Consider the following 24,719-nt stretch of genomic DNA (forward strand, 5'->3'; position numbering starts at 1 on the left):
TTAACCATGTCCCCAAAAGGGGAGCATCTCTGGTGGTTCGTCGGCTTAGCCGCGGTACTCACACAGGTACGCAGTGTCGACAGCCACTTTGAGCTGGAACTTGCTGTTGGCCGGTACATTGAACTGGCTGCCGGCCTCGAAGGTTTCCCAGTCGGTGCTGTCGGGCAGCTTCACGGTCAGGGCACCGGAGACGACGTGCATGATTTCCCGTTGGGCCGTGCCGAACTCATATTCGCCCGGAGCCATGACGCCGATGGTCGCTGGGCCTTCGGCAGTGCCAAAAGCGATCGACTTGACGGTGCCGTCGAAGTACTCGTTGACTTTGAACATGGGCGATTCCTCGAAAAAGGGGCTGAAAAAGGCCGGCCAGTATGCACAAGGCTGTAGCGTTCGTCATCTGCCGCGCCGGGCGGCGGACACCGCTCAACCCGGCAGCACCAAGGGCAACAACCGCGCGGTATTGCGGGCATCTTCCAGGGCTCGGTGCTGTTGACCACAGAATTGCAGGCCCGCCAGTTGCAGTGCGCCATTGAGCCCCAGCGGTCGTTCCAGCCGACGGGCCTTGGCGAAGCGTTGCTTGAGGTTCATGTGCGGCACTTGGCCGAGGACACTGTGTAACTGCTGTTGCTGCCATTCCTGCAGCAGTTGCTTGCGGTCGTAGTCGCCCCAACTGACCCAGCTTTCCAGCTTCGGATGATACGGCGCCAGCCAGCGCTCGAACGCCGGCCAGACTTCAGTCAAGGGCTCGGCGCTGTCGATATTGGCCTGGGTGATATGGGTCAGTTCGCGACAGAAAGGCGTGAGCAGCGGGCGTCTCAGGGGCCGCACGAAGCGCTGGAAATGATCCACTTCGCGGCCGTCACGATTCACCAGCGTGGCGCCGATTTCGATAATTTCCATTTCGGTTACCGGCCAGCCACCCTCATCGGTGGTGGCCTCCAGATCAATCACCAGCCAGTGAGGCATCGCAGGGTTCCCGGTATCGGCGTGCTGATGGGTTTGAGCGTAGTCAAACCCCGGGCATCCGACTAGTGGGCTGTTTCGACACGCAACAAAACCTGACGGTTTTTCACTTGGTCACCCCGCTTGACCTGCAATTGCCTGACCACGCCGTCGACGCCGGCCATGAGTGGATGCTCCATTTTCATCGCTTCGAGCACCATCAGCAGTTGGCCCTGGCGCACCGGGCTGCCTTCGCTGACCAGCAGCTCGACAATGGCGCCGTCCATGGGCGCCTTGAGCGTTCCGTCGCTGGTGGTGGCCTTGGCGGCGACCGGAGCCAGGGTCCGGTCTTGCAGGTGCAGGCCGCCGGGGCGGGTGGACAGCCAGAGGTCGTGGCCATCGAGGCGCCAAGCCTGGCGCTGGCGAATCCTATCGACCATCAGCGTCGCGCCATTGGCGTCAACGTCAAGCAGCCTCAGTTCGACCAGGCGTTCGGCACTGCGGATGTTCAATGTCCCGTCGGTTTCGACCTCAAGGGTCAGCGTCCAGTCGCGCTCCCCGACGCCAATCCGAAAATGCAGCGCCGTGCCGACGCTGTTGCGCCACCCGCCCAGGCCGGGTGCATGCCGTGCCTGCGAGGCCTGATAAAACGCTGCCGTGGCGATGGCCAGTTGCTCGGTCGAGGGCTCAATGGGTAGTAGTGCGGGATGATTGGCAAAGTGCTGACCGATGAAACCGGTACCGAAGTCGCCGTCTATGAACCGCGGATGTGCCAGCAAGCCGGCGAGCAAGCGCTGGTTGCTCTGGACGCCCAGCAGCACGCAATCTTCCACCGCCCGGAGCAATTTGCGCCGGGCGTCGTCGCGGGTGGCGCCGTGGGCGATGAGTTTGCCCAGCATCGAATCGTAGAACGGGGTGATGGCTTGGCCCTCCAGCAGGCCATGGTCGATCCGCACGCCGTCGCGGATGGGCGGCGCCCAGCCGATCAACCGCCCGGTCTGGGGCAGGAAATCCGTCGCCGGGTCCTCGGCGTACAGCCGCACTTGCAGGGCATGGCCGCTAAACGTCACCTGATCCTGGCCCAAGGGCAGCGGCTTGCCGGCGGCGACATCCAACTGCCAGGCCACCAGGTCCAGGCCAGTGATCAACTCGGTGACGGGGTGTTCGACCTGCAAGCGCGTGTTCATCTCCAAAAAGTAAAATCGACCGTCCGTCGCGAGCAGGAATTCCACGGTCCCGGCACCGACGTAATTCACAGCACGCCCTGCTTTGAGTGCCGCCTCGCCCATGGCCCGGCGCAGGTCGGCGGTCATGACCGGGCAGGGCGCCTCTTCGATGATTTTCTGGTGGCGCCGCTGAATCGAGCAGTCCCGTTCCCCCAGGTGGATCAGTTGACCGTGATGGTCGCCGAAGATCTGCACTTCCACATGCCGTGGATCGATCAACGCCTGTTCAAGAATCAACTCGTCGCTGCCAAAACCATGCAAGGCTTCCGAGCGTGCGTTGCGCAATTGCTCCAGCATGTCTTCGGCGCGCTGGACCAGGCGCATGCCGCGACCGCCGCCACCGGCACTGGCCTTGATCATCAGCGGATAGCCGATGCGCTCGGCTTCGCGTTGCAGCGTGTCGTCGTCCTGGGCCGCGCCCTGGTAACCGGCGATGCAGGGAACACCGGCTGCAAGCATGGCAATTTTCGCGCGGCGTTTGCTGCCCATCAGGTCGATGGCCTGGGGGCTGGGGCCGATGAAAACCATGCCGGCTTCTTCGCAGGCTTGGGCGAACCCGGCATTTTCCGAAAGAAAGCCGTAGCCGGGGTGGATCGCGTCGGCGCCGCTGCGCCGGGCTGCGTCGAGCATGGCCAAGGGATTGAGGTAGGACTGCTGCACCGGGGCCGGGCCGATCAGCACGGCTTCATCGGCCATGCGCACGTGCAGCGCATCGGCGTCGGCCTCGCTGAACACCGCTACCGTGCGGTAGCCCAGGGCCTGGGCGGTGCGCTGGATGCGACAGGCGATTTCGCCGCGGTTGGCGATGAGGATTTTGCTGAAGGTGGGCATGGAAGCATTCCTGGTTTTTGTGGTGGCTGTCAGGGCCTCATCGCGAGCAAGCTCGCTCCCACAGGGGGAGGGCGAATGCGATCCCATGTGGGAGCGAGCTTGCTCGCGATGGCGGCCTGCCAGGCCAACCGCTCACTTGTTCTTCCCCGGCAAAATCCCCATGAGCTTGCAGATGATGCCCAGCATGATTTCGTCCGCGCCGGCGCCGATGGACACCAGCCGTACGTCGCGATAGGCCCGGGCGACCGGGTTGTCCCACATGAAACCCATGCCGCCCCAGTATTGCAGGCAACTGTCGGTGGTTTCCCGGGCCAGGCGCCCGGCCTTGAGCTTGGCCATGGACGCCAGTCGCGTGACGTCCTGGCCGTTGATGTACTGCTCGGTGGCCTGGTAGACCAGCGCCCGCAGGCATTCGATCTCGCTGGCCAGTTCCGCCAGGCGAAAGTGGATCACCTGGTTATCGATCAGGGCCGTGCCGAAGGTCTTGCGCTCCTTGCAGTACGCGATGGTGCTGTCGATGCACTGTTCCAGGCCCTTGAGCATGTTGGCCGCGCCGAACAGGCGTTCCTCCTGGAATTGCAGCATCTGCATCATGAACCCGGCGCCTTCCTGGCCAATGCGGTTGCGTTGTGGCACGCGCACGTCGTCGAAAAACACCTGGGCGGTTTCCGAGCTGCGCATGCCGAGCTTGTCCAGGTGTTGGCCGAGGCTGATGCCGGGGCTGTCCATTGGCACCATGATCAGTGATTTGTTGACGTGGGGCTTGTCGTCCGAAGTGTTGGCCAGCAGGCAAATGAAATCGGCGCTCGGCGCATTGGTGATCCACATCTTGCTGCCGTTGATGACGTAGTCGTCGCCATCCTTGCGCGCGGTGGTCTTGAGCCCGGCGACGTCGGAACCGGCGCCGACTTCCGAGACGCCGATGCAGCCCACCTGTTCTCCGCGAATGGCCGGGCGCAGGAATGCGTCACGCAACTCATCGGAGCCGAACCGGGCCAGGGCCGGGGTGCACATGTCGGTCTGCACGCCGATGGACATCGGCACACCGCCGCAATGAATGGTGCCGAACGCCTCGGCCGCGACGATCGAATAGCTGTAGTCCAGGCCCATGCCGCCGAATGCCGTCGGCTTGGAAATGCCCAGCAGGCCCAGCTCGCCGGCCTTGCGGAAAATCCCGTGGATGGGGAAACGACCAGCGCGCTCCCATTCGTCGACGTAGGGGTTGATGTCACGGTCGACAAATTGGCGAACGGTGCGCCGCAGTGCTTCATGTTCTTGGGTGAAGATCATTCTTGTTGTTCTCCTGGAGTCAGCGCTCAGAAACGGGCCACGCCAAAGCTGTTGGCTTGCAATGGCCGCTGTTCGGCCTCGTGACAGATGTCCAGCAGAAAGCCTAGCAATGTGCGGGTATCGCGCGGGTCGATAAGCCCGTCATCCCACAGGCTGGCGCTGCCGTAGAGGGCGGTGGATTGGCTGTCGAGTTTCTGCGCGGTGGTGTGCTCGAGAAGGTCCAGCATCTTCGGGTCGGGGCTCAGGCCGTTCTTGAGTTGCGTGGCCTCGGTGATCATCCGCAGGACCTTGCCGGCCTGGGCGCCGCCCATCACGGCGGTGTGGCTGTTGGGCCAGGCGAAGATGAAGCGCGGATCAAGCCCGCGGCCGCACATGGCGTAGTTGCCGGCGCCGTAGGAGCCGCCTACGACGACGGTCAGCTTGGGCACCCGGGCATTGGCCACGGCCTGGATCATCTTGGCCCCGTGCTTGATCACCCCTTGTCGCTCGGACTCGGTGCCGACCATGAACCCGGTGGTGTTGTGCAAGAACAGCAATGGCGTGCGGCTCTGGTCGCACAATTGGATGAACTGCGCGGCCTTGCTGGCGCCTTGGGGCGTGATCGGTCCGTTGTTGCCGATCAGGCCACAGGCATGGCCGCGAATGTGCAGGTGGCCGCAAATCGTCTGGGCGTCGAATTCGCTTTTGAAAGCCAGGAAGTTCGAGCCGTCGGCGATGCGGGCGATGATTTCCCGCACGTCATAGGGCTTCTTCGGGTCGTCGGGCACCAGTCCCAATAATTCGTCGACGGGGTAGAGCGGCTCGGTCCAGGTTCGTTCGGGCTGTGGCGGCAGTTGTGCATTCCAGGGCAGCAGGCTGAGGATTTCCCGGGCCAGGCGTACGCCGTCGGCGTCGTTCTCGGCCAGGTATTCGGCGGTGCCGGCCACCTGCGCGTGCATCAGCGCACCCCCCAGTTCCTCCTCGCTGGCCACTTCGCCAGTCGCGGCCTTGAGCAACGGCGGCCCGGCCAGGAACAACCGCGCCTTATCGCGCACCACCACCACGTAGTCCGACAAACCCGGCTGATAGGCCCCGCCGGCTGTGGCGGAGCCATGCACCACGGTGATCTGCGGCAGGCCCATGGCCGACATACGTGCCTGATTGGCGAAGCAGCGCGCGCCTTCGACGAAAATCTGCGCGGCGTAATTGAGATTGGCGCCGCCACTTTCGGCCAGGGTGATGACCGGCAGTTTGTTTTCCATGGCGATCTGTTGCAGGCGCAGGGTCTTGAGCAAGCCGCTGGGAGAAATCGTGCCACCCTTGATCGCGCTGTTGTTGACCACCACCAGCACCCGCGTCCCGGACACGTAGCCGATCCCGGCGATCAGGCCGCCGCCGGCCTGGCTGCCATCCTTGTCGTCATGGAGTTTGTAGCCGGCCAGGCTCGCCAGCTCAAGAAACGGCGCGCCGGGGTCCAGCAGCAGGTTCAGGCGTTGGCGCGGCAACAGTTGGCCGCGCCGTTCGAATTTGCCCTGGGCCTGGGCCGCTTTCTCCACCACGGCCTGTTCGAGCTGGCGCAGTTGTTCGACGCCGGCCAGCATCGCCGTGTAATGGCGCGCGAAGTCAGCGCTGTGGGGATCCAGGTGCGATTCGATGACCGGCATGCAGACTCCTCGTGTTGGAACGGATTAGCGCCAAACCCTGTGGCGAGGGAGCTTGCTCCCGCTCGATTGCGCAGCAATCGCAAAAGCCGGGGTCGCTGCGCAACCCAGTGGGAGCAAGCTCCCTCGCCACAGTTCTGCTGATCATTTGCCATGGCGACCGTCCTTAGCCGACCTGATCGGCAACGTGTTGCGGCACCGGTATCTGGATCTCCAGCAATTGCTGGGCGAACGCCTTGCCCTGGGGGTCGATGCGCAGGCTGGCGACACCGCCGCCACCGAGGGCGTTTTCCAGCAGGAAATTCAAGCTGTGGGTGCCCGGCAGGTACCAGCGTTCGACCCGGCCCAACTGCGGGTCGAGCACGTGGCTCATCCAGTCGACCATCACCTCCGGCGTCAGCGCTTCGGCGATCCAGGGCAGGTATTCGGGCTCGCGGGCAATCACGCCAATGTTGCTGTGGTTGCCCTTGTCGCCGGAGCGCGCCACCGCCAGTTTGATCAGCGGCACGCTGGCGTCGGCCCGGCCCTGGGGTTTGGGCAGGTCCGGGGCGACCGGCAGGCCGGTGATGTCCAGCGGTTCGAGGGCGGGCAGGGGGCACGGGTGGCGCTGGCCGTCAAACTCGATGTCGAGCCGGCAAGTGGCTTTGTCGATCAGGAACGAGAACAGGCGAATCAACGGCGACACCGTCGGCCGGCCGCCGACCAGGCCGGTCAGTCCCGGCGCCATGCCGGTGGCGGCCTGGGCGATTTCCCTGGAAAACAGCACCAACGGTTGTTTGTCCGGGTGTCGTACCGCCAGTTTTATCACCACCTCACGGCTGTCCCGGCGCTGGCCATGTGGGCCGTAAGTGGCTTCGCTGCCCAGCAGTTCGATGTTCACTTCGCTGAAGGGCGCCCAGCCACGCTGGCGCAATAGCTGCGAGGTCTTGGCGATGATCGCCTGGCTGACCCGTTCAGCCTTGGCCACGGCATCGATGCCGGCGATCAGGCACGTGGCGGTGCAGCGCCAGCCGTCCAACCAGGTGGCGCAGACCTTGTACCGGTCGCTGGGCGGCAGCCCCTTGGCCCCGTGGACGCGCACGGCGTGCTTGCCCTGCTGGATCAACCTGACCTGGCTGAAATCACAGATCACGTCCGGCAGCAGGTAACCTTGCGGGTCGCCGATTTCGTAGAGCAACTGCTCGCCGACGGTCAGCGGCGTGACCAGTCCACCGCTGCCTTCGGGCTTGGTGACGATAAATTGGCCGTCGGCGCTGGCTTCGACGATGGGGAAGCCAATGTGCTCGAAATCCGGCACTTGCTGCCAGTCGGTGAAATTGCCGCCGGTGCACTGGGCACCGCACTCAATGAGATGCCCCGCCAGCGCGGCCTGGGCCAATCGGTCGTAATCGTCCCAGGCCCAGCCGAACTCATGCACCAGGGCGGCGCTGACCACGGCGCTGTCCACCACCCGCCCGGTGATCACCACATCGGCGCCCAGGCGCAACGCTTCGACGATACCGGGCGCGCCGAGGTAGGCGTTGATGGACACGCACGCGGGCGGCAGGGGCTCGCCGCTGGACATCTCGCGGATGCCTTGGGCGGCGAGCCGTTCGCCTTGCGGTTGCAGGTCATCGCCCAGCAGCACGGCGATTTTCAGCGGTACGCCGGCCTGATCGCAGGCGGCTTGCAAGGCCCTTGCACAGGCCTGGGGATTGACCCCGCCGGCGTTGCTGATGACGCGGATCCGGTCGTCATGCAATCGCTTGAGCAACGGGGTGAGGACCTCGATGAAGTCCGTGGCATAGCCGCTCGACGGGTCCTTCAAGCGCGCCCCGGCCATGATCGACATCGTCACTTCGGCCAGATAGTCGAATACGAGGTAATCCAGCTTCCCGCCCTCGACCAGTTGCGCCGCCGCGGTGCAGGTATCGCCCCAAAAGGCGCTGGCGCAACCGATACGGATCGTTTTTGGCATGGCGTTCCCTCCGGCAAAGGTGGTTCGAGACTACCAAGCAAGCGCTTGGTTTGTAAATGCTGTCCCGTACTTGTGGCCGAGCGCTTGCTTGGTTGCCTCGCTCGGCTTAAATTGCCCGCGCCACCGATGGTTTGACGGGCAATGGCGGCGCGTTGGTTGATCGACTGTAGGAGAGAATGGGTGGACGAGCAAAAAGCCTTGGACGTGATGCGTGAACTGGTCGACAGCGGGCAACTGACCGACCCGGACAGTGCTCGCGGCAAACTGCTCCAGACCGCCGCCCATCTGTTTCGCAACAAGGGCTTCGAGCGCACCACGGTGCGCGACCTGGCCAGTGCCGTGGGCATCCAGTCGGGCAGCATCTTCCACCATTTCAAAAGCAAGGATGAAATCCTGCGGGCGGTGATGGAAGAAACCATCCGCTACAACACTGCGTTGATGCGCGCCGCCCTGGCCGAGGCCGATAGCGTGCGCGGGCGGGTGCTAGCGCTGATCCGCTGCGAATTGCAGTCGATCATGGGCGGCACGGGCGAGGCCATGGCCGTGCTGGTCTACGAATGGCGTTCGCTTTCGCAGGACGGACAGCGGCAGGTACTGGCTCTGCGTGACATTTATGAAGACTTGTGGCTGGAGGTTCTGGGCCAAGCCAAGGAGGCCGGGTATATTCGCGGGGACGTGTCCATTACTCGACGGTTCCTCACGGGGGCGTTGTCTTGGACCACCACCTGGTTTCGCGCCGAAGGCAGCTTGGGTCTCGATGAACTGGCCGAGCAGGCCCTGATCCTGGTGCTTGAAGAAAAATAATAATCGAACGGTGCTTTGAAGGGCCGTGTGGCTGGCTAAGCGGCTGAAACCGCCTAGCTTGATTGTAGTGACGGGACTTTTGGGGAGTGGGTTATCTTGACGTTTTCGCCGATGGGGATGACCTCGCGTGTGCTGCTGGCTGCTCTGGCCGCTTTCCTGGCGTTGCCGATCGAGGCGGCGCAACAGGTGCGGATCGGTGCGGCGCATTTTCCGCCCTATACCGTTCGTCCCGAGAACGGCGCCGACACCGGCCTGCTGCCGCAGATGGTGGAGGCTCTGAACCAGTTGCAGACCGACTATCAGTTCGTACTGGTGCCGACGTCGATCCCGCGCCGCTTCAATGATTTCAAGCAAGGCCGGGTCGACATGGCGATTTTCGAGAACCCCGAATGGGGTTGGCAGGATGTGCCACACACTGCCGTGGACATGGGCCTGGAAGATGCGGAGGTCTTCGTCGCCCAGCGCCAGCCGGATCGCCAGCAAAGTTATTTCGCCGACCTCAGGGGCAAGCGCCTGGCGTTGTTCAGTGGTTACCACTACGCCTTTGCCGAATTCAACCCCGACCCCAAGTTCCTCGCCGGCCAATACAACGCCACGCTGACGTATTCCCATGACAGCAACCTGCTGATGGTGCTGCGCGGGCGGGCGGATATCGCCCTGGTGACCCGCTCGTACCTCAACGATTACGTGTTGCGCAATCCGGAAGTCGGCCCGCAATTGCTGGTGTCCGAACGCATTGATCAGGTTTACCACCATTACGCGTTGCTCCGGCCGCACGCGCCCATTTCCAGCGAAGCGTTCGCACAATTGCTGCAAAAGCTGCGGGACAACGGTCAACTGCTGAAGATTTTCCAGCCCTACCAGATCCAGCTGATGCCCGCGCATTCCCATTGACGGTGACACTAAATTTCCCTACCCGGCTCACGTCCCACGTTGACTACCGACGAATACGCGAGCCGCTCCCATGTCCAACCTCAACCACCCGACGACGCTGCCCTTGCCCGGCGGTCGTCGCCTCGGCGCCGATGAAACCGAACGCCACCTGAGCCTGATGCTCGAAGGCGCGCCGCTGATCCGGCTGCGCCTGGTGCGCGGTCCCGAGTTGCATGTGCATTTACAGGAAATCAACGACCGTCCGATGGGCCCTGCGTTGTGGGCAGCCTGCTATTGGCTGTTTGCCCGCGATCCCGAATGTCAGCGCCTGACCTGGCACCTCGACGAGCGCCCTGGTGAAGCCTTGCTCAGCGGTTTACTGACGGGCACCGAACGTGCCGGTGAATACCGTTGCGAGCGCACGCTGTTCTGGCAATTGCCGCAGCCTTGGCAGGGGGAGTCGTTCAGCGGCAGTTACCCGCAACAGATGGTCATCACCGATGGTCGTCGCCATCCACGCCGGCCGATCAAGCCGCGCGGTGAGGTGTACCGACGTTTCGATGCGCGGCTGGGGGCCTGGGTGTCGTTGCGCACCCTGGAAATCGAGCAGGACCTGGAACGTTTCAACCGCTGGCAGAACAGCCCGCGGGTGGCGAGTTTCTGGCAGGAGGAGGGCAGTCTGGAACAGCATCGCGAGTACCTGGGCAAGCTGCAGGCTGATCCGCGGGTCTTGACCCTGATCGGTTGCTTCGATGACCAGCCGTTCGCTTACTTCGAAGCCTATTGGGCCAAGGAAGATCGGATCGCGCCGTTTTATGAGGCCGACCACTACGACCGCGGCATCCATATGCTGGTGGGCGAAGAGCAGCACCGCGGGCCGCACAAGGTGGCGAGCTGGCTGTCGGCGCTGGTGCACTACCTGTTCCTGGACGACCCGCGCACCCAGCGCGTGGTCGCCGAGCCCCGGGCCGACAATGCACGGATGATCGGGCACTTGCATAACCAGTGCTTTCATTGCGAGAAGGAATTCGATTTTCCCCATAAGCGCGCGGCGCTGATGATCCTGGGGCGTGAGCGGTTCTTTGATCGGTGTGGGTTGATGTGAAACCTTATGGCCTCATCGCGAGCAAGCTCGCTCCCACAGTGGATCTTCAGTGATTGCCAGAATTGTGGGAGCGAGCTTGCTCGCGATGAGGCCGGCAAAACCACCGCAAGTCACCGCCGGGCGAACGTATCCCCGCGACCCCCCGACACCTTGCGGCAATGCACCAGCGCGTCGCGGATCATGAAGTTCACCAGGGTCGGCGAGACGCCCAGTTCCTTGGCGATGTCCTTCTGCGGCACGCCGTGCAGGCGGTACATCTCGAAGGCATAGCGGGTGCGGCTGGGCAGTTCGGTCAGCGCGTCGGCGATGTGCTCCAGCGTGGAGAAGTTGATATGGGAAGTTTCTGGCGAAGCACCCTGGATCACCACGTTCAACCCTTCCTCTTCCGGCCCCGAGTATCGCTGTTCCAGCGCCTGCTTGCGGTAGTGGTCGATCGCCAGGTTGCGCACGATCTGAAACAGATAACTGAGCTGCGCCTTGAACGAGGAGGTGATTTGTGGCGCCGATTGCAGCCGGAAAAAAGCGTCCTGCACCACATCTTCCGCGCGGGACCGGCAGCCGGTAATGCGCGCCGCGATCTTGACCAGGATCAGTCGGTTATCGACGAAAGCCTGGAGTAACGGTGAGTCGCACCTGCTTGTGGATACTTGTTCCGTCATGGAATTCACCTTGCTGCAAAAAGTTAGCGGGACGTCCGGATGCCGGACCCGTCCTACACATCGAGCGCCAAATTAGGCTTAATGATAATGATTGTCAATTGAGAAGAAGAATTATTGATGCAATAAAGTCCAGCCTCGGCGCCGCGACCCATTGCCGCGGCGCCTGGCTGTCGGATGCTTCGCGCCAGGCCTTGGTGAGTCAGCTGCCCGACTAATTATTTGCCGCCGCTATCCGTTCCATGGGGGACAACTTGCAAGCCGAATTCAGGCAGGAAACCCCCATGACCGACGCGTTCGAACTCCCCAGCACCCTGGCTCATGCCCTCCAGCGCCGTGCCGCGCTGACGCCGGACCGGGTGGCCCTGCGCTTCCTTGCCGACACCCCGGAGCAGGGTGTGGTGTTGAGTTATCGCGACCTGGACCTGCGCGCCCGGACCATCGCCAGCGCCTTGCAGGCCGACGCGGCGCTGGGCGATCGCGTGGTGCTGCTCTTCCCCAGTGGTCCGGATTACGTCGCCGCGTTCTTTGGCTGTCTCTACGCCGGGGTGATTGCCGTGCCGGCCTATCCGCCGGAATCCACTCGTCGCCACCATCAGGAGCGACTGTTGTCGATCCTCAAGGACGCCGAACCGCGCCTGCTGCTCACCAGCAGCGACCTGCGCGAGCCGCTGCAAGGCATCGAATCGGCGCCACCGGTAGTGTGCGTCGATACCCTTGATCCGGCCCGCGCCGGACAATGGCGGATGCCGATGCTGCAGGACGATGACATTGCCTTCCTGCAATACACCTCTGGTTCCACTGCATTGCCCAAGGGCGTGCAGGTCAGCCACGGCAACCTGGTGGCCAACGAATTGCTGATCCGCCATGGCTTCGGCATCGACCTGAACCCCGACGATGTGATCGTCAGCTGGCTGCCGCTGTACCACGACATGGGCCTGATTGGCGGCCTGTTGCAGCCAGTGTTCAGTGGCGTTCCCTGTGTATTGATGTCCCCGGCTTATTTCCTGGCCCGCCCCCTGCGTTGGCTCGAAGCGATCAGCGAGTACGGCGGCACCATCAGCGGTGGTCCGGATTTCGCCTACCGGTTATGCAGCGAGCGGGTCAGTGATTCAGCCCTGCAGCGTCTCGACCTGAGCGGCTGGCGCGTGGCCTATTCCGGCTCCGAGCCGATCCGCCTCGACACCTTGGAGCGATTTGCCGAGAAGTTCGCCCCGTGCGGCTTCACGCCGGATAATTTCATGGCCTCCTACGGCCTGGCCGAAGCGACCCTGTTCGTCGCCGGCACGCCACGCCACCACGGCATTCCTTCGCTGCGGGTGGTTGATGCGGCGCTGGCGCAAAACCGGATCGAGCCGGGGCAGGGCAGCGCGGTGATGAGTTGTGGTGTCAGTCAGCCCGGGCACGCGGTGCTGATCGTCGAGCCGGCGACGTTGCAGCCATTGGCCGACAATCAGGTCGGTGAAGTCTGGGCCGCCGGGCCGAGCATCGCCCTGGGCTATTGGCGCAACCCTGAAGCCAGCGCCAAGACCTTTGTCCAGCACGACGGCCGGACCTGGCTGCGCACCGGTGACCTGGGGTTCCTGCGCGGCGGCGAACTGTTCATCACCGGGCGCCTGAAAGACTTGCTGATCGTGCGCGGGCACAACCTTTATCCCCAGGACATCGAGCAAACCATCGAGCGTGAAGTGGAGGTGGTGCGCAAGGGCCGGGTGGCGGCGTTCGCAGTCGACGACGGGGGTGAGGAAGGCATCGGCATCGCCGCGGAAATCAGCCGCAGCGTGCAGAAAATCCTGCCGCCGGAAGCGCTGATCAACGTCATTCGCCAGGCGGTGGCCGAGGCCTGCCAGCAAGCCCCAAGCGTGGTGGTGCTGCTCAATCCCGGCGCGTTGCCCAAGACCTCCAGCGGCAAGTTGCAGCGCTCGGCCTGCCGCACCCGTTTGGCCGACGGCAGCTTGGACAGTTATGCCCAATTCCCCTCAGCCGAAGTAACCCCGTCAACCGAAGTCACCGTGGCGGATGAATCCGCGCAGTCCTGCCAATTGCAAACCCTCATCGGCCAGGTCTGGCGAGAGCAACTACAAGTCGAGCACGTCCAGGCTGATGATCATTTTTTCCTGCTGGGCGGCAACTCCATCGCTGCCACCCAGGTGATTGCGCGATTGAGTGAAACCCTCGGGCTGGCGCTCAACCTGCGCCTGCTGTTCGAAGCCCCGACCCTGGCCGCGTTCGCGGCAGCGGTGGCGAACCAGCAGCAGGACGGCGGCCAGGCCCAGGGCACGATCAGCACGTTGCCGCGCCATGCGCCACTGCCGCAATCCCTGGCGCAGAACCGTTTATGGATCACCTGGCAGCTCGACCCGACGAGCCGCGCCTACAACATTCCCGGTGGCTTGCACCTGCGCGGCGAGTTGGACGAAAACGCATTGCGCGCCAGCTTCCAGCGACTGATCGAGCGTCATGAGTCCCTGCGCACACGGTTCCTGGAACGCGATGGCGTGGCCCTGCAACAAGTCGATCCGGTCGGCGAGTTCGAGCTGCATGTCATCGACCTTGGCGACCTGCCTGCCGACTCGCGCGCAGACCGGGCGCGACAGGTTCGAGAAGACGAGGCGGCCACGCGGTTCGATCTGGAGAAGGGACCGCTGCTGCGGGTTACCCTGCTGCGCCTCGACGAGGACGACCATCAACTGCTGGTGACGCTGCACCACATCATCGCCGACGGCTGGTCGATGAATGTGTTGATCGAAGAGTTCTCCCGCTTGTACGCCGCCGCTTCCCAAGGCCAGGTCGCCGAGCTTGCGCCATTACCCTTGCAGTACGCCGACTACGGCAGTTGGCAACGCCAGTGGCTCGCCGAGGGCGAGGCCGAGCGTCAACTGAGCTATTGGAAGCAGCAGCTGGGCGCTGAACATCCGGCCCTGATGTTGGGCGCCGATCATCCACGCAGCGCTCAACGCCAACGCGGCGCCGCGCGGCACAGTGTGCGTCTGGACAAAGACCTCGGCGAGGCCCTGCGCCAAGTGGCCCAGGCCCATGACGCGACGCCGTTCATGCTGTTGCTGGCCGCCTTGCAGGCGCTGTTGCAGCGTTACACCGGGCAATCCGACTTGCGCATCGGTGTACCCAACGCCAACCGTCCGCGCCTGGAAACCCAGGGGCTGATCGGCTTTTTCATCAACACCCAGGTCCTGCGTGGGCAGGTCGATTCCCGTCAACCGTTCGCCGCGCTGCTGGCCCAGGCCCGCGAAGCCACGCTGGGTGCCCAGGCTCACCAGGACCTGCCGTTCGAACAGTTGCTCGAAGCGTTTCCCGAGGCGCGCGAGCACGGCCTGTTCCAAGTGATGTTCAACCACCAGCAACGTGACCTGAGTGCCTTGCGACGCCTGCCGGGGCTGCTCGCCGAAGAGTTGCCGTGGCACAGCCGCGAAGCCAAGTTCGACCTGCAGCTGCACAGCGAAGAAGATCGCAACGGTCGCTTGACCCTGTCGTTCGACTACGCCGACGAATTGTTCGAGGCGACGACCATCACCCGCCTGGCGGAGCACTACTGCAACCTGTTGCGGGCGGTCTGTGCCGATCCGCAGCAAGCCATTGGCGACGTGCCGCTGTTGACCGCCGATGAGCACTGGCAACAGCAGCAATGGAGCGCGGCCCCGTGCGCGCCGGCCAGTCAATGGCTGCCGGAACTGTTGAACGAGCAGGCCCGTTGCACGCCGCAACGGATCGCGTTGCGCTGGGACGGCGGCCAACTCGACTATGCCGAGCTGCACGCCCAGGCCAATCGCCTGGCCCATTACCTGCGGGACAAGGGCGTTGGCCCGGATATCTGCGTGGCGATTGCCGCCGAGCGCTCGCCGCAGTTGCTCATCGGCGTGCTGGCCATCATCAAGGCCGGCGGTGCCTATGTGCCGCTGGATGCGGACTACCCGGCCGACCGTCTGGCCTACATGCTTCAGGACAGTGGCGTCGATCTGCTGCTGACCCAAACCGCGTTGCTGGAGCATTTGCCAGCCTGCGACGGCGTCAGTGTCATCGCCATGGATGCCCTGCATCTGGAGCAATGGCCGAGCAATCCGCCGGGCCTGCACCTGCATGGCGATCACCTGGCCTACGTGATCTACACCTCCGGTTCCACCGGTCAGCCCAAAGGCGTCGGCAACACCCACGCGGCCCTGGCCGAGCGCCTGCAATGGATGCAGGCGACCTACGGGCTGGAGGCCAGCGATGTGCTGATGCAAAAGGCCCCCATCAGTTTCGACGTGTCGGTCTGGGAATGCTTCTGGCCGCTGATCACTGGCAGCCAACTGGTATTGGCCGGCCCCGGCGAACACCGTGATCCGCACCGCATCGCCCAGTTGGTGCAGCGGTTTGGCGTTACCACGCTGCACTTCGTGCCGCCGTTGCTCAGCCTGTTCATCGATGAACCCCTGAGTGGCCAATGCGCTAGCCTGCGCCGCCTGTTTTCCGGCGGCGAAGCCTTGCCGGCCGAATTGCGCAACCGGGTGTTGGCGCAACTGCCGTCGGTGCAGTTGCACAACCGCTACGGCCCGACCGAAACCGCGATCAATGTCACCCATTGGCAGTGCACCGAAGCCGATGGAGAGCGCTCGCCCATCGGCCGTCCCTTGGGCAACGTCCTGTGCCGGGTGCTCGACAGCGACCTCAATCCGGTGCCGGCCGGTGTCCCGGGCGAGCTGTGCATCGGCGGCCTGGGCCTGGCCCGGGGTTACCTCGGACGTCCGGGCCTGAGCGCCGAGCGTTTCGTCGCCGACCCCTTGGGCCCGGCCGGGGCGCGGTTGTACCGGACTGGCGACCGCGCCCGTTGGAGCGCCGACGGCGTGATCGAATACCTCGGCCGCCTCGACCAGCAGGTCAAGCTGCGCGGTTTCCGGGTCGAGCCGCAGGAAATCGAAGCGCGCCTGCTGGCCCAGGACGGCATCGCCCAAGTGGCGGTGCTGGTGCGCGACACCTCGGCCGGCCCGCAACTGATCGGCTATTACACCGCGCCGGATGTCGCTCAAGGTCAGGACGAGTTGAATAGTCGACTCAAGGCCGCCCTGGCCGCCGAGCTGCCGGACTACATGGTGCCGGCCCAGCTGCTGCGCCTGGACACCATGCCCTTGAGCCCGAGCGGCAAGCTCGACCGTCGCGCCTTGCCCGAACCGCACTGGCAGGTGCGCGAGCACGTCGAGCCGGTCAGCGCCCTCGAACAGCAAATCGCCGGCATCTGGCGCGATGTGCTGGGACTGGCGCGTATCGGCCTGCGGGACGATTTCTTTGCCCTCGGCGGCCATTCGCTGCTGGCGACCCAGATCATTTCCCGCACTCGCCAGGCCTGTGACGTGGAACTGCCGTTGCGGGCGCTGTTCGAGGCCAGTGAACTGGGGGTCTTCGCCGAACAGGTGCGCTTGATCCAGGCCAGCGGCCAGACCAACCGCCAGCCACCCATCGAGCAGGTCGACCGCAGTCAACCGGTGCCGCTGTCGTATTCCCAGCAGCGCATGTGGTTCCTCTGGCAAATGGAGCCGGACAGCCCGGCCTACAACGTCGGCGGCATGGCGCGCTTGCGCGGGGTGCTGGATGTCGGGCGCTTCGAGGCGGCCTTGCAGGCATTGATCCTGCGTCATGAAACCCTGCGCACCACGTTCCCGAGCGTCGACGGCGTGGCCCGCCAACAGGTGCACAGCGAGACGGGCCTGCGCATGGACTGGAAGGACTTCTCCACGCTGGCCGCCGACACGCGCCAGCAGCGGGTGCAGCAACTGGCGGACAGCGAGGCCCACCAGCCATTCGACCTGGAAACCGGGCCGCTGCTACGGGCCTGCCTGGTCAAGACCGCCGAGCATGAACATTACTTTGTCCTGACGCTGCACCACATCGTCACCGAAGGCTGGGCGATGGACATTTTCGCCCGGGAACTGAGCGCGCTGTACGAAGCCTTTGTCGACGACCGCGAGTCGCCGCTCGAACCGTTGCCGGTGCAGTACCTGGACTACAGCGTCTGGCAGCGCCAATGGCTGGAGTCCGGCGAGCGTCAGCGGCAGCTGGATTACTGGACCGCGCAACTGGGCCGCGAACACCCGCTGCTGGAACTGCCCGGTGACCGCCCGCGTCCGTCGGTGCAGAGCCATCGCGGCGAGTTGTTCCGTTTCGATTTGAGCGATGAGCTGGCGGCGCGAGTCCGCGCCTTCAATGCGCAACAGGGCCTGACCCTGTTCATGACCATGACCGCCGCCCTGGCGGTGCTGCTTTACCGCTACAGCGGCCAGACCGACCTGCGCATCGGCGCGCCGGTGGCCAACCGTATCCGTCCGGAAAGCGAAGGGCTGATCGGTGCGTTCCTCAACACCCAGGTGCTGCGTTGCCAACTCGACGGGCAAATGTCGGTGGGCGAGTTGTTCGAACAGATCCGCCACACCGTCATCGAAGGCCAGTCCCATCAGGACTTGCCGTTCGATCATCTGGTGGAAGCCCTGCAACCACCGCGCAGTGCGGCCTACAACCCGCTGTTCCAAGTGATGTGTAACGTGCAGCGCTGGGAATTCCAGCAGAGCCGCACGCTGGCCGGCATGAGCGTCGACTACCTGGTCAACGACGCCCGGGCCACCAAGTTCGACCTCAACCTGGAAGTCACGGATCTGGACCAGCGCCTGGGTTGCTGCCTGACCTACAGCACCGACCTGTTCGACGAGCCGCGCATCGCGCGCATGGCCGGGCACTGGCGCAATCTGCTGGAAGCGTTGCTGGACGATCCGGCCCGCCGGTTGAGCGAGCTGCCGTTGCTGGAGGCTGGCGAGCAGCAACAATTGCTCGACAGCCTGGGCGTCGAGCCCGGTGAGCATCGCCTCGACCAATGTATTCATGAACTGTTCGACGAACAGGCCCGGGCGCGTCCCGATGCGCCGGCGCTGACCTTCGCCGGGCAGACCCTGACGTATGCGCAACTGGACAGCCGCGCCAATCGCCTGGCCTGGCACTTGCGCGAGCGAGGCGTCGGACCGCAGGTGCGGGTCGGCCTGGCCCTGGAGCGTTCGCTGGAAATGGTCATCGGCCTGCTGGCGATCCTCAAGGCCGGCGGTGCCTACGTGCCGCTGGATCCGGAATACCCGCTGGATCGCCTGCACTACATGATCGAAGACAGCGGCATCAGCCTGTTGCTCAGCGATCGGGCGATGCTCCAGGCCCTTGATGCTTTGCCCGAGGGCGTGGGCTGCTGGTGCCTGGAAGACGACTCGGCGGCCTTGGCCCACTACCCGGACCACCCGTTGCCGTTGATCAACCTGCCGCAACACCAGGCGTACCTGATATACACCTCCGGCTCCACCGGCAAGCCCAAGGGCGTGGTGGTGTCCCACGGTGAAATCGCCATGCATTGCCAGGCGGTGATCCAGCGCTTTGGCATGCGCCCGGACGATTGCGAGCTGCATTTCTATTCCATCAACTTCGACGCCGCCACCGAACGCCTGTTGGTGCCGTTGCTCAGTGGTGCCCAGGTAGTGCTGCGTGCCCAAGGCCAGTGGGACGCCGAGGAGATCTGCGAGCTGATTCGCCAGCATCGCATCAACATTCTCGGCTTCACCCCCAGCTATGGCAGTCAGTTGGCGCAGTGGTTGGCGACCCAAGGGCAGACCTTGCCAGTGCGCATGTGCATCACCGGCGGCGAAGCCCTGACCGGCGAGCATTTGCAGCGCATTCGCGCGGCGTTCAGCCCGAGCCTGTTCTTCAACGCCTACGGTCCGACCGAAACCGTGGTCATGCCGCTGGCGAGCCTGGCCCCCGAGCAATTGGAGGAGGGTGCGGCCAGTGTGCCGATTGGCAGCGTCATTGGTGCCCGGGTGGCCTACATCCTCGACGCCGACCTGGCGTTGGTGCCGCCAGGGGCCACGGGCGAGTTGTATGTCGGCGGTGCTGGCCTGGCCCAGGGTTATCACCAGCGTCCGGGCATGACCGCCGAGCGTTTCGTCGCCGACCCGTTCGCCTCCGAAGGCGGACGCTTGTATCGCACCGGCGACCTGGTGCGCCAGCGTGCCGACGGTCTGGTGGAGTATCTGGGACGGATCGACCATCAGGTGAAAATCCGTGGTTTCCGCATCGAACTGGGGGAAATCGAAACCCGCCTGCTGGAACATGAGGCGGTGCGCGAGGCCGTGGTCCTGGCGCTCGACCTGCCGGGCGGCAAGCAACTGGCCGGCTACCTGGTGAGCGACATCGCCAGCCAGGACGGCGAGCAACAAGCGAGCCTGCGCGACGCCTTGAAGAACCATCTCAAGGCCCAACTGCCGGACTACATGGTGCCCACGCACCTGATCCTGCTGGCGAGCATGCCGCTGACCGCCAACGGCAAGCTCGACCGCCGCGCCTTGCCGCTGCCCGATCCTGAACTCAATCGCCAACACTACGTGGCGCCGAGCAATGCCCTGGAGCAGACCCTGGCGGCGATCTGGTGCGACGTGCTGAACGTGACGCAGGTGGGCCTCAACGATAACTTCTTCGAACTGGGCGGCGATTCGATCCTGTCGATCCAGGTGGTCAGCCGCGCCCGGCAGAAGGGCATTCATTTCACGCCCCGGGACTTGTTCCAGCACCAGACCGTACAGACCCTGGCCGCCGTTGCCACGCGCAGCCAGCAGGTGCACGCCGAACAGGGCCTGGTGCAGGGTGAGTCCGGGTTGACGCCGATCCAGCATTGGTTCTTCGACCGCCCGATGCCCAACCGGCATCACTGGAACCAGGCGTTGCTGCTGGAACCGACCACGGCCCTGGACCCGCAACCGTTGGAACAGGCCCTGCACGCGATCTTCCAGCACCACGATGCCTTGCGCCTGGTCTTCGGCGAAACCGCCGGGCACTGGCGCGCCGAGCACCAGCCGCTGTCTGACGCCGTGCTGTTGCAGCAGATATCCGTGGACACCGCGCAAGCGTGCGAAGCGTTGTTTGCCCAGGTGCAGAGCCGTTTCAATCTAGCCACCGGGCCGTTGCTGCATGCCGTGTTGGCGCAAACGCCGGATGGCCGGCAACGGTTGCTGATCGTCATCCATCACCTGGTGGTGGACGGTGTGTCGTGGCGGGTGCTGATGGACGACCTGCAAACCGTCTACCGCCAGCTCGTCGCCGGGCAAGAGGCGCAATTGCCGGCCAAGACCAGCCCGTTGCGTGACTGGACTGCACGTTTGCAAGCTTACGCCGGCAGCGAATCCCTGCGCGAAGAACTCGGTTGGTGGCAAGCGCAGTTGAGCGGTGCGCACGTCGCGCTGCCGTGCACGAACCCCGAGGGTGGACGCCAGGAGCGTCACGCGCAAACCATCAGCGTGCGCCTGGACGCCGAGCGCACCCGGCAGCTGCTGCAACAGGCGCCGAGCGCCTACCGCACCCAGGTCAATGACCTGCTGCTCACGGCGCTGGCTCGAGTGTTGTGCCGATGGAGCGGCCATGATTCGGCCCTGGTCCAGCTCGAAGGCCACGGCCGCGAGGCGCTGTTCGACGACCTTGACCTGACCCGCACCGTGGGTTGGTTCACCAGCGTCTACCCCGTGCGCCTGACTCCCGCGAGCGAAAGCGTCAGCGGTTCGATCAAGGCTATCAAGGAGCAGCTGCGCGCGGTGCCCCATAAGGGCCTCGGTTATGGTGTGCTGCGCTACCTGGCGGACGCGGCGACTCGCGAGGCGATGGCCGGCCTGTCGCACACGGCGATCACCTTCAACTACCTGGGCCAGCTCGACCAGACCTTGGGCCAGGAGGCGCTGTTCCAGCCGCTGGATGCGCCGCTGGGGGCGATTCATGATCCCGACGCGCCGCTGCCCAATGAGCTGAGCGTCGACAGCCAGGTCAGCGGCGGCGAGCTGGTGTTGCGTTGGACCTTCAGTGCCGAACGTCATGAGCGCGAGACCATTGCCACGCTGGCCGAGGCCTACCTCGATGAGTTGCAACGCCTGATCGAACACTGCCTGACGGACGAGGCGGGCGGCCTGACGCCTTCGGACTTTCCCCTGGCGAAGCTGACCCAGGGCCAGCTCGACAGCTTGCCTGTGCCGGCCGCGCAGATCGAAGACGTCTACCCGTTGACGCCGATGCAGGAAGGCATGCTGCTGCATACCCTGCTGGAGCCGGGCACTGGCCTGTACTACATGCAGGATCGCTACCGCATCAACAGCGAACTGGACCCTCAGCGTTTCGCCCAGGCCTGGCAGGCGGTCATCGCTCGCCACGAAGCCTTGCGCGCCTCGTTCTGCTGGAACGTTGGCGAAGACATGCTGCAAATCATCCACAAGCCCGGCCGCACGCCAGTGGACTATCTCGACTGGTCCGAGGTGGCCGAAGGCGCCCAGGAAGCCAAGCTCCAGGCCCTGCTCAAGGATGAGCGCGAGGCCGGTTTCGATCTGTTGAACCAGGCCCCGTTCCACTTGCGGCTGATCCGGGTCGGCGCGGCACGCTACTGGTTCATGATGAGCAATCACCACATCCTCATCGATGCCTGGTGCCGTTCGCTGCTGATGGACGACTTCTTCGAGGTCTACACCGCCCTGGGTGAACAGCGCGAACCGCAGTTGGCCGTGCCGCCGCGCTATCGCGACTACATCGGCTGGCTGCAGCACCAGAGCCTGGACGAAGCCCGGCAGTGGTGGAAGGACAACCTGCAAGGTTTCGAGCGGACCACGCCGATCCCTGGCGACCGGCCGTTCCTGCGCGAGCACGCCGGTGACAGCGGCGGCATGATCGTCGGCGACTGCTACACCCGCCTCGACGTTCGGGACGGTGCGCGGCTGCGGGAGCTGGCCCAGGCCCATCAACTGACGGTCAACACCTTCGCCCAGGCGGCGTGGGCCCTGGTACTGCGCCGGGTCAGCGGCGACCGCGACGTGTTGTTCGGGGTCACCGTGGCCGGGCGCCCGGTGGAGTTGCCGCAGATGCAACGCACCGTGGGGCTGTTCATCAACAGCATCGCCTTGCGCGTGCAGATGCCCGAGGTTCATCAGCGCTGCAGCGTGCGCCAGTGGCTCAGCGATTTGCTGGACCGCAACATGCAACTGCGCGAGTACGAATACCTGCCGCTGGTGAGCATTCAGGAGGTCAGCGAACTGCCCAAGGGCCAGCCATTGTTCGACAGCTTGTTCGTGTTCGAGAACGCGCCGGTAGAAGTCTCGGTGCTGGATCGCGCCCAAAGCCTCAACGCCACTTCAGACTCGGGTCGTACCCACACCAACTTCCCGCTGACGGCGGTCTGCTACCCGGGAGACGACCTGGGGCTGCACCTTTCGTACGACCAGCGCTACTTCGATGAAAGCACCGTCCAAGGCCTGCTGGGCGAGTTCAAGCGGCTGCTGCTGGCGCTGATGGAGGGCTTGCACGGCGATATGAGCGAACTGCCGCTGATCGGTGCCGAAGAACAGGATTTCCTGATCGAAGGCTGTAACCAGAGCGAGCATGCTTATCCGCTGGAGCAGAGCTACGTCGAGCTGTTCGAGGCGCGGGTCGCGGCCCATCCGCAACGCCCGGCGGTCAGTTGCCTGGACGCGACCTACAGCTACGCCGAGTTGAATGCCCGCAGCAACCGCCTCGGTCACGCCCTGATTGCGGCCGGTGTCGGCCTGGATCAACCGGTGGCGCTGCTGGCCGAACGAGATGCCGAGTTGCTGGGCATGATCATCGGCAGCTTCAAGGCCGGTGCCGGTTACCTGCCGCTGGATCCCGGCCTGCCGAGCCAGCGCCTGAGCCGCATCATCGAGTTGAGCCGCACGCCGTTGCTGGTTTGCACCCAGGCCTGCCAGGCCCAGGCGCTGGCCTTGTTGGATGAGTTTGCCTGCTCCGGGCGGCCGAAGCTGCTGGTGTGGGAAAGCGTCCAGGCCGGCGACTTTTCCCCGCAAAACCCTGGCGTCTACAGCGGGCCGGACAACCTCGCCTACGTGATCTACACCTCCGGCTCCACCGGCCTGCCCAAAGGCGTGATGGTGGAACAACGGGGCATGCTCAACAACCAACTGAGCAAAGTGCCGTACCTGGCGCTGAGCGAGGCGGATGTGATCGCCCAGACGGCTTCCCAGAGCTTCGATATTTCGGTCTGGCAGTTCCTCGCCGCGCCGTTGTTCGGCGCCCGGGTCGACGTCGTGCCCAACGCCATCGCCCACGATCCGCAAGGGCTGCTGGGGCATGTACAGCAGCAGGGCATTACCGTGCTGGAAAGCGTGCCGTCGCTGATCCAGGGCATGCTCGCCCAGGAACGCATCAGTCTGGACGGCCTGCGCTGGATGCTGCCCACCGGCGAAGCGATGCCGCCGGAGCTGGCTCACCAGTGGCTGTTGCGCTACCCGGACATCGGCCTGGTCAACGCCTACGGCCCGGCGGAATGCTCCGACGACGTAGCGTTCTTCCGCGTCGATCAGGCGTCGACCCGCGGCACTTACTTGCCGATTGGCACGCCCACCGACAACAACCGTTTGTATCTGCTCGACGGCGCGCTGGACCTGGTGCCGCTGGGCGCGGTGGGTGAGTTGTGCGTGGCGGGCACCGGGGTCGGGCGTGGTTATGTCAGCGATCCGTTGCGCACCGCCCCGGTATTTGTGCCGAACCCGTTCGGGGCGCCGGGGGAACGGCTGTACCGCACCGGCGACTTGGCGCGGCGGCGCAGCGACGGGGTCTTGGAATACGTCGGGCGCATCGACCATCAGGTGAAGATCCGCGGCTACCGCATCGAGCTGGGGGAAATCGAGGCTCGGTTGCATGAGCAGCCGGAAGTGCGCGATGGCGCGGTGGGCGTGCAGGAGGGGGTTAATGGCAAACATCTGGTGGGCTACCTCGTCGCCACCGACTCGGCGCTGAAACCCGCCGAACGCCTGGAGCGCATCAAGCAGCGCCTGCGGACCGAACTGCCGGAATACATGGTGCCGCTGCACTGGCTGTGGCTCGACCGCCTGCCCCTCAACGCCAACGGCAAACTGGACCGCAAGGCCTTGCCGGCCCTGGAGATCGGCCAGTTGCACCGCCAGGACTACCAGGCCCCCGGCAATGAGCTGGAACAGACCCTGGCCGACATCTGGGCCCAGGTGCTGAAAGTCGAGCGGGTAGGGGTACGGGACAATTTCTTCGAACTGGGCGGCCATTCCTTGCTGGCGACGCAAATCGCCTCACGGGTGCAAAAGGCCTTGCAACGCAACGTGCCGCTGCGGGCGATGTTCGAGTGCAGCACGGTGCAGGAACTGGCCGAGTACATCGACGGGCTGGCGGCCAGTGAGATGACCGAGGAGAAGGTGGATCGGTTGAATGACCTGATGGCGGAGTTGGAAGGCATGTAGTTTTGCGCTGTCTTTAATGTCCTCATCGCGAGCAAGCTCGCTCCCACACGGGATTTGCGTCGATCACAAAACCCTGTGGGAGCGAGCTTGCTCGCGATGGCGGCGG

The 24,719-nt window shown here is 64.4% G+C and carries 11 protein-coding genes; 4 read left to right on the forward strand and 7 right to left on the reverse strand.

All coding sequences use genetic code 11. The annotated features are described in order from the left end of the window. Positions 1–45: 45 nt before the first annotated feature. The 6 genes from J3P85_RS08710 to J3P85_RS08735 all read right to left on the reverse strand — a co-directional run bounded on the left by J3P85_RS08710 (position 46) and on the right by J3P85_RS08735 (position 7,886). The gene (locus tag J3P85_RS08710; protein ID WP_014337306.1) at positions 46–330 is read right to left on the reverse strand and encodes a pyrimidine/purine nucleoside phosphorylase; all 285 of its coding nucleotides are present in this window, start codon (positions 328–330) and stop codon (positions 46–48) included. 93 nt (positions 331–423) lie between these two features. After that, a complete protein-coding gene (locus J3P85_RS08715) occupies positions 424–966 on the reverse strand; it encodes an exonuclease domain-containing protein (protein WP_250962337.1) in 543 nt (180 codons plus the stop codon). A 62-nt stretch (positions 967–1,028) separates the two neighbouring features. Next, entirely contained in the window at positions 1,029–2,999 is a 1,971-nt protein-coding gene (locus J3P85_RS08720; RefSeq protein ID WP_434705491.1) for an acetyl/propionyl/methylcrotonyl-CoA carboxylase subunit alpha, read from the reverse strand. 132 nt (positions 3,000–3,131) lie between these two features. Then, positions 3,132–4,289 (reverse strand): citronellyl-CoA dehydrogenase, encoded by a 1,158-nt coding sequence (atuD, locus tag J3P85_RS08725; protein ID WP_434705492.1) that lies wholly within the window; start codon positions 4,287–4,289, stop codon positions 3,132–3,134. Positions 4,290–4,315: 26 nt separating this feature from the next. Next, positions 4,316–5,932, reverse strand: a complete 1,617-nt coding sequence (gene atuC, locus J3P85_RS08730; protein ID WP_434705493.1) for a geranyl-CoA carboxylase subunit beta — start codon at positions 5,930–5,932, stop codon at positions 4,316–4,318. Positions 5,933–6,095: 163 nt separating this feature from the next. Next, positions 6,096–7,886, reverse strand: coding sequence for an acyclic terpene utilization AtuA family protein (locus tag J3P85_RS08735; RefSeq protein ID WP_434705494.1), 1,791 nt, complete (start codon positions 7,884–7,886; stop codon positions 6,096–6,098). Positions 7,887–8,066: 180 nt separating this feature from the next. On the opposite strand from J3P85_RS08735, the gene J3P85_RS08740 reads away from it, so the two are divergent. The 3 genes from J3P85_RS08740 (at position 8,067) to J3P85_RS08750 (ending at position 10,668) form a co-directional block, all read left to right on the forward strand. Then, positions 8,067–8,690: a TetR/AcrR family transcriptional regulator gene (locus J3P85_RS08740; protein ID WP_434705495.1), complete on the forward strand. Its 624-nt coding sequence runs from the start codon at positions 8,067–8,069 to the stop codon at positions 8,688–8,690. 117 nt (positions 8,691–8,807) lie between these two features. Further along, positions 8,808–9,584: a substrate-binding periplasmic protein gene (locus J3P85_RS08745; RefSeq protein ID WP_434706343.1), complete on the forward strand. Its 777-nt coding sequence runs from the start codon at positions 8,808–8,810 to the stop codon at positions 9,582–9,584. Between the two features lie 70 nt (positions 9,585–9,654). Continuing rightward, positions 9,655–10,668 (forward strand): GNAT family N-acetyltransferase, encoded by a 1,014-nt coding sequence (locus J3P85_RS08750; protein ID WP_434705496.1) that lies wholly within the window; start codon positions 9,655–9,657, stop codon positions 10,666–10,668. A gap of 110 nt (positions 10,669–10,778) precedes the next feature. Here J3P85_RS08750 and J3P85_RS08755 read toward each other — a convergent pair whose 3' ends face one another. Continuing rightward, positions 10,779–11,327 carry an RNA polymerase factor sigma-70 gene (locus J3P85_RS08755; protein ID WP_434705497.1) on the reverse strand — a complete coding sequence of 183 codons (549 nt, stop codon included), beginning with the start codon at positions 11,325–11,327 and terminating at the stop codon, positions 10,779–10,781. Between the two features lie 281 nt (positions 11,328–11,608). Between J3P85_RS08755 and J3P85_RS08760 the strand changes: the two genes are divergently transcribed. Beyond that, positions 11,609–24,613: a non-ribosomal peptide synthetase gene (locus J3P85_RS08760; protein ID WP_434705498.1), complete on the forward strand. Its 13,005-nt coding sequence runs from the start codon at positions 11,609–11,611 to the stop codon at positions 24,611–24,613. Positions 24,614–24,719: the final 106 nt, after the last annotated feature.

The sequence above is a fragment of the Pseudomonas sp. Z1-12 genome, assembly GCF_051132015.1.
GTDB classification, from domain to species: domain Bacteria; phylum Pseudomonadota; class Gammaproteobacteria; order Pseudomonadales; family Pseudomonadaceae; genus Aquipseudomonas; species Aquipseudomonas zanjanensis.

Bases quoted from the DNA above. Each gene is read 5' to 3' on its own strand.
- J3P85_RS08710 (WP_014337306.1), bottom strand. From the start codon at position 330: ATGTTCAAAGTCAACGAGTACTTCGACGGCACCGTCAAGTCGATCGCT.
- J3P85_RS08715 (WP_250962337.1), bottom strand. From the start codon at position 966: ATGCCTCACTGGCTGGTGATTGATCTGGAGGCCACCACCGATGAGGGT.
- J3P85_RS08720 (WP_434705491.1), bottom strand. From the start codon at position 2,999: ATGCCCACCTTCAGCAAAATCCTCATCGCCAACCGCGGCGAAATCGCC.
- atuD (WP_434705492.1), bottom strand. From the start codon at position 4,289: ATGATCTTCACCCAAGAACATGAAGCACTGCGGCGCACCGTTCGCCAA.
- atuC (WP_434705493.1), bottom strand. From the start codon at position 5,932: ATGCCGGTCATCGAATCGCACCTGGATCCCCACAGCGCTGACTTCGCG.
- J3P85_RS08735 (WP_434705494.1), bottom strand. From the start codon at position 7,886: ATGCCAAAAACGATCCGTATCGGTTGCGCCAGCGCCTTTTGGGGCGAT.
- J3P85_RS08745 (WP_434706343.1), top strand. From the start codon at position 8,808: ATGACCTCGCGTGTGCTGCTGGCTGCTCTGGCCGCTTTCCTGGCGTTG.
- J3P85_RS08750 (WP_434705496.1), top strand. From the start codon at position 9,655: ATGTCCAACCTCAACCACCCGACGACGCTGCCCTTGCCCGGCGGTCGT.
- J3P85_RS08755 (WP_434705497.1), bottom strand. From the start codon at position 11,327: ATGACGGAACAAGTATCCACAAGCAGGTGCGACTCACCGTTACTCCAG.
- J3P85_RS08760 (WP_434705498.1), top strand. From the start codon at position 11,609: ATGACCGACGCGTTCGAACTCCCCAGCACCCTGGCTCATGCCCTCCAG.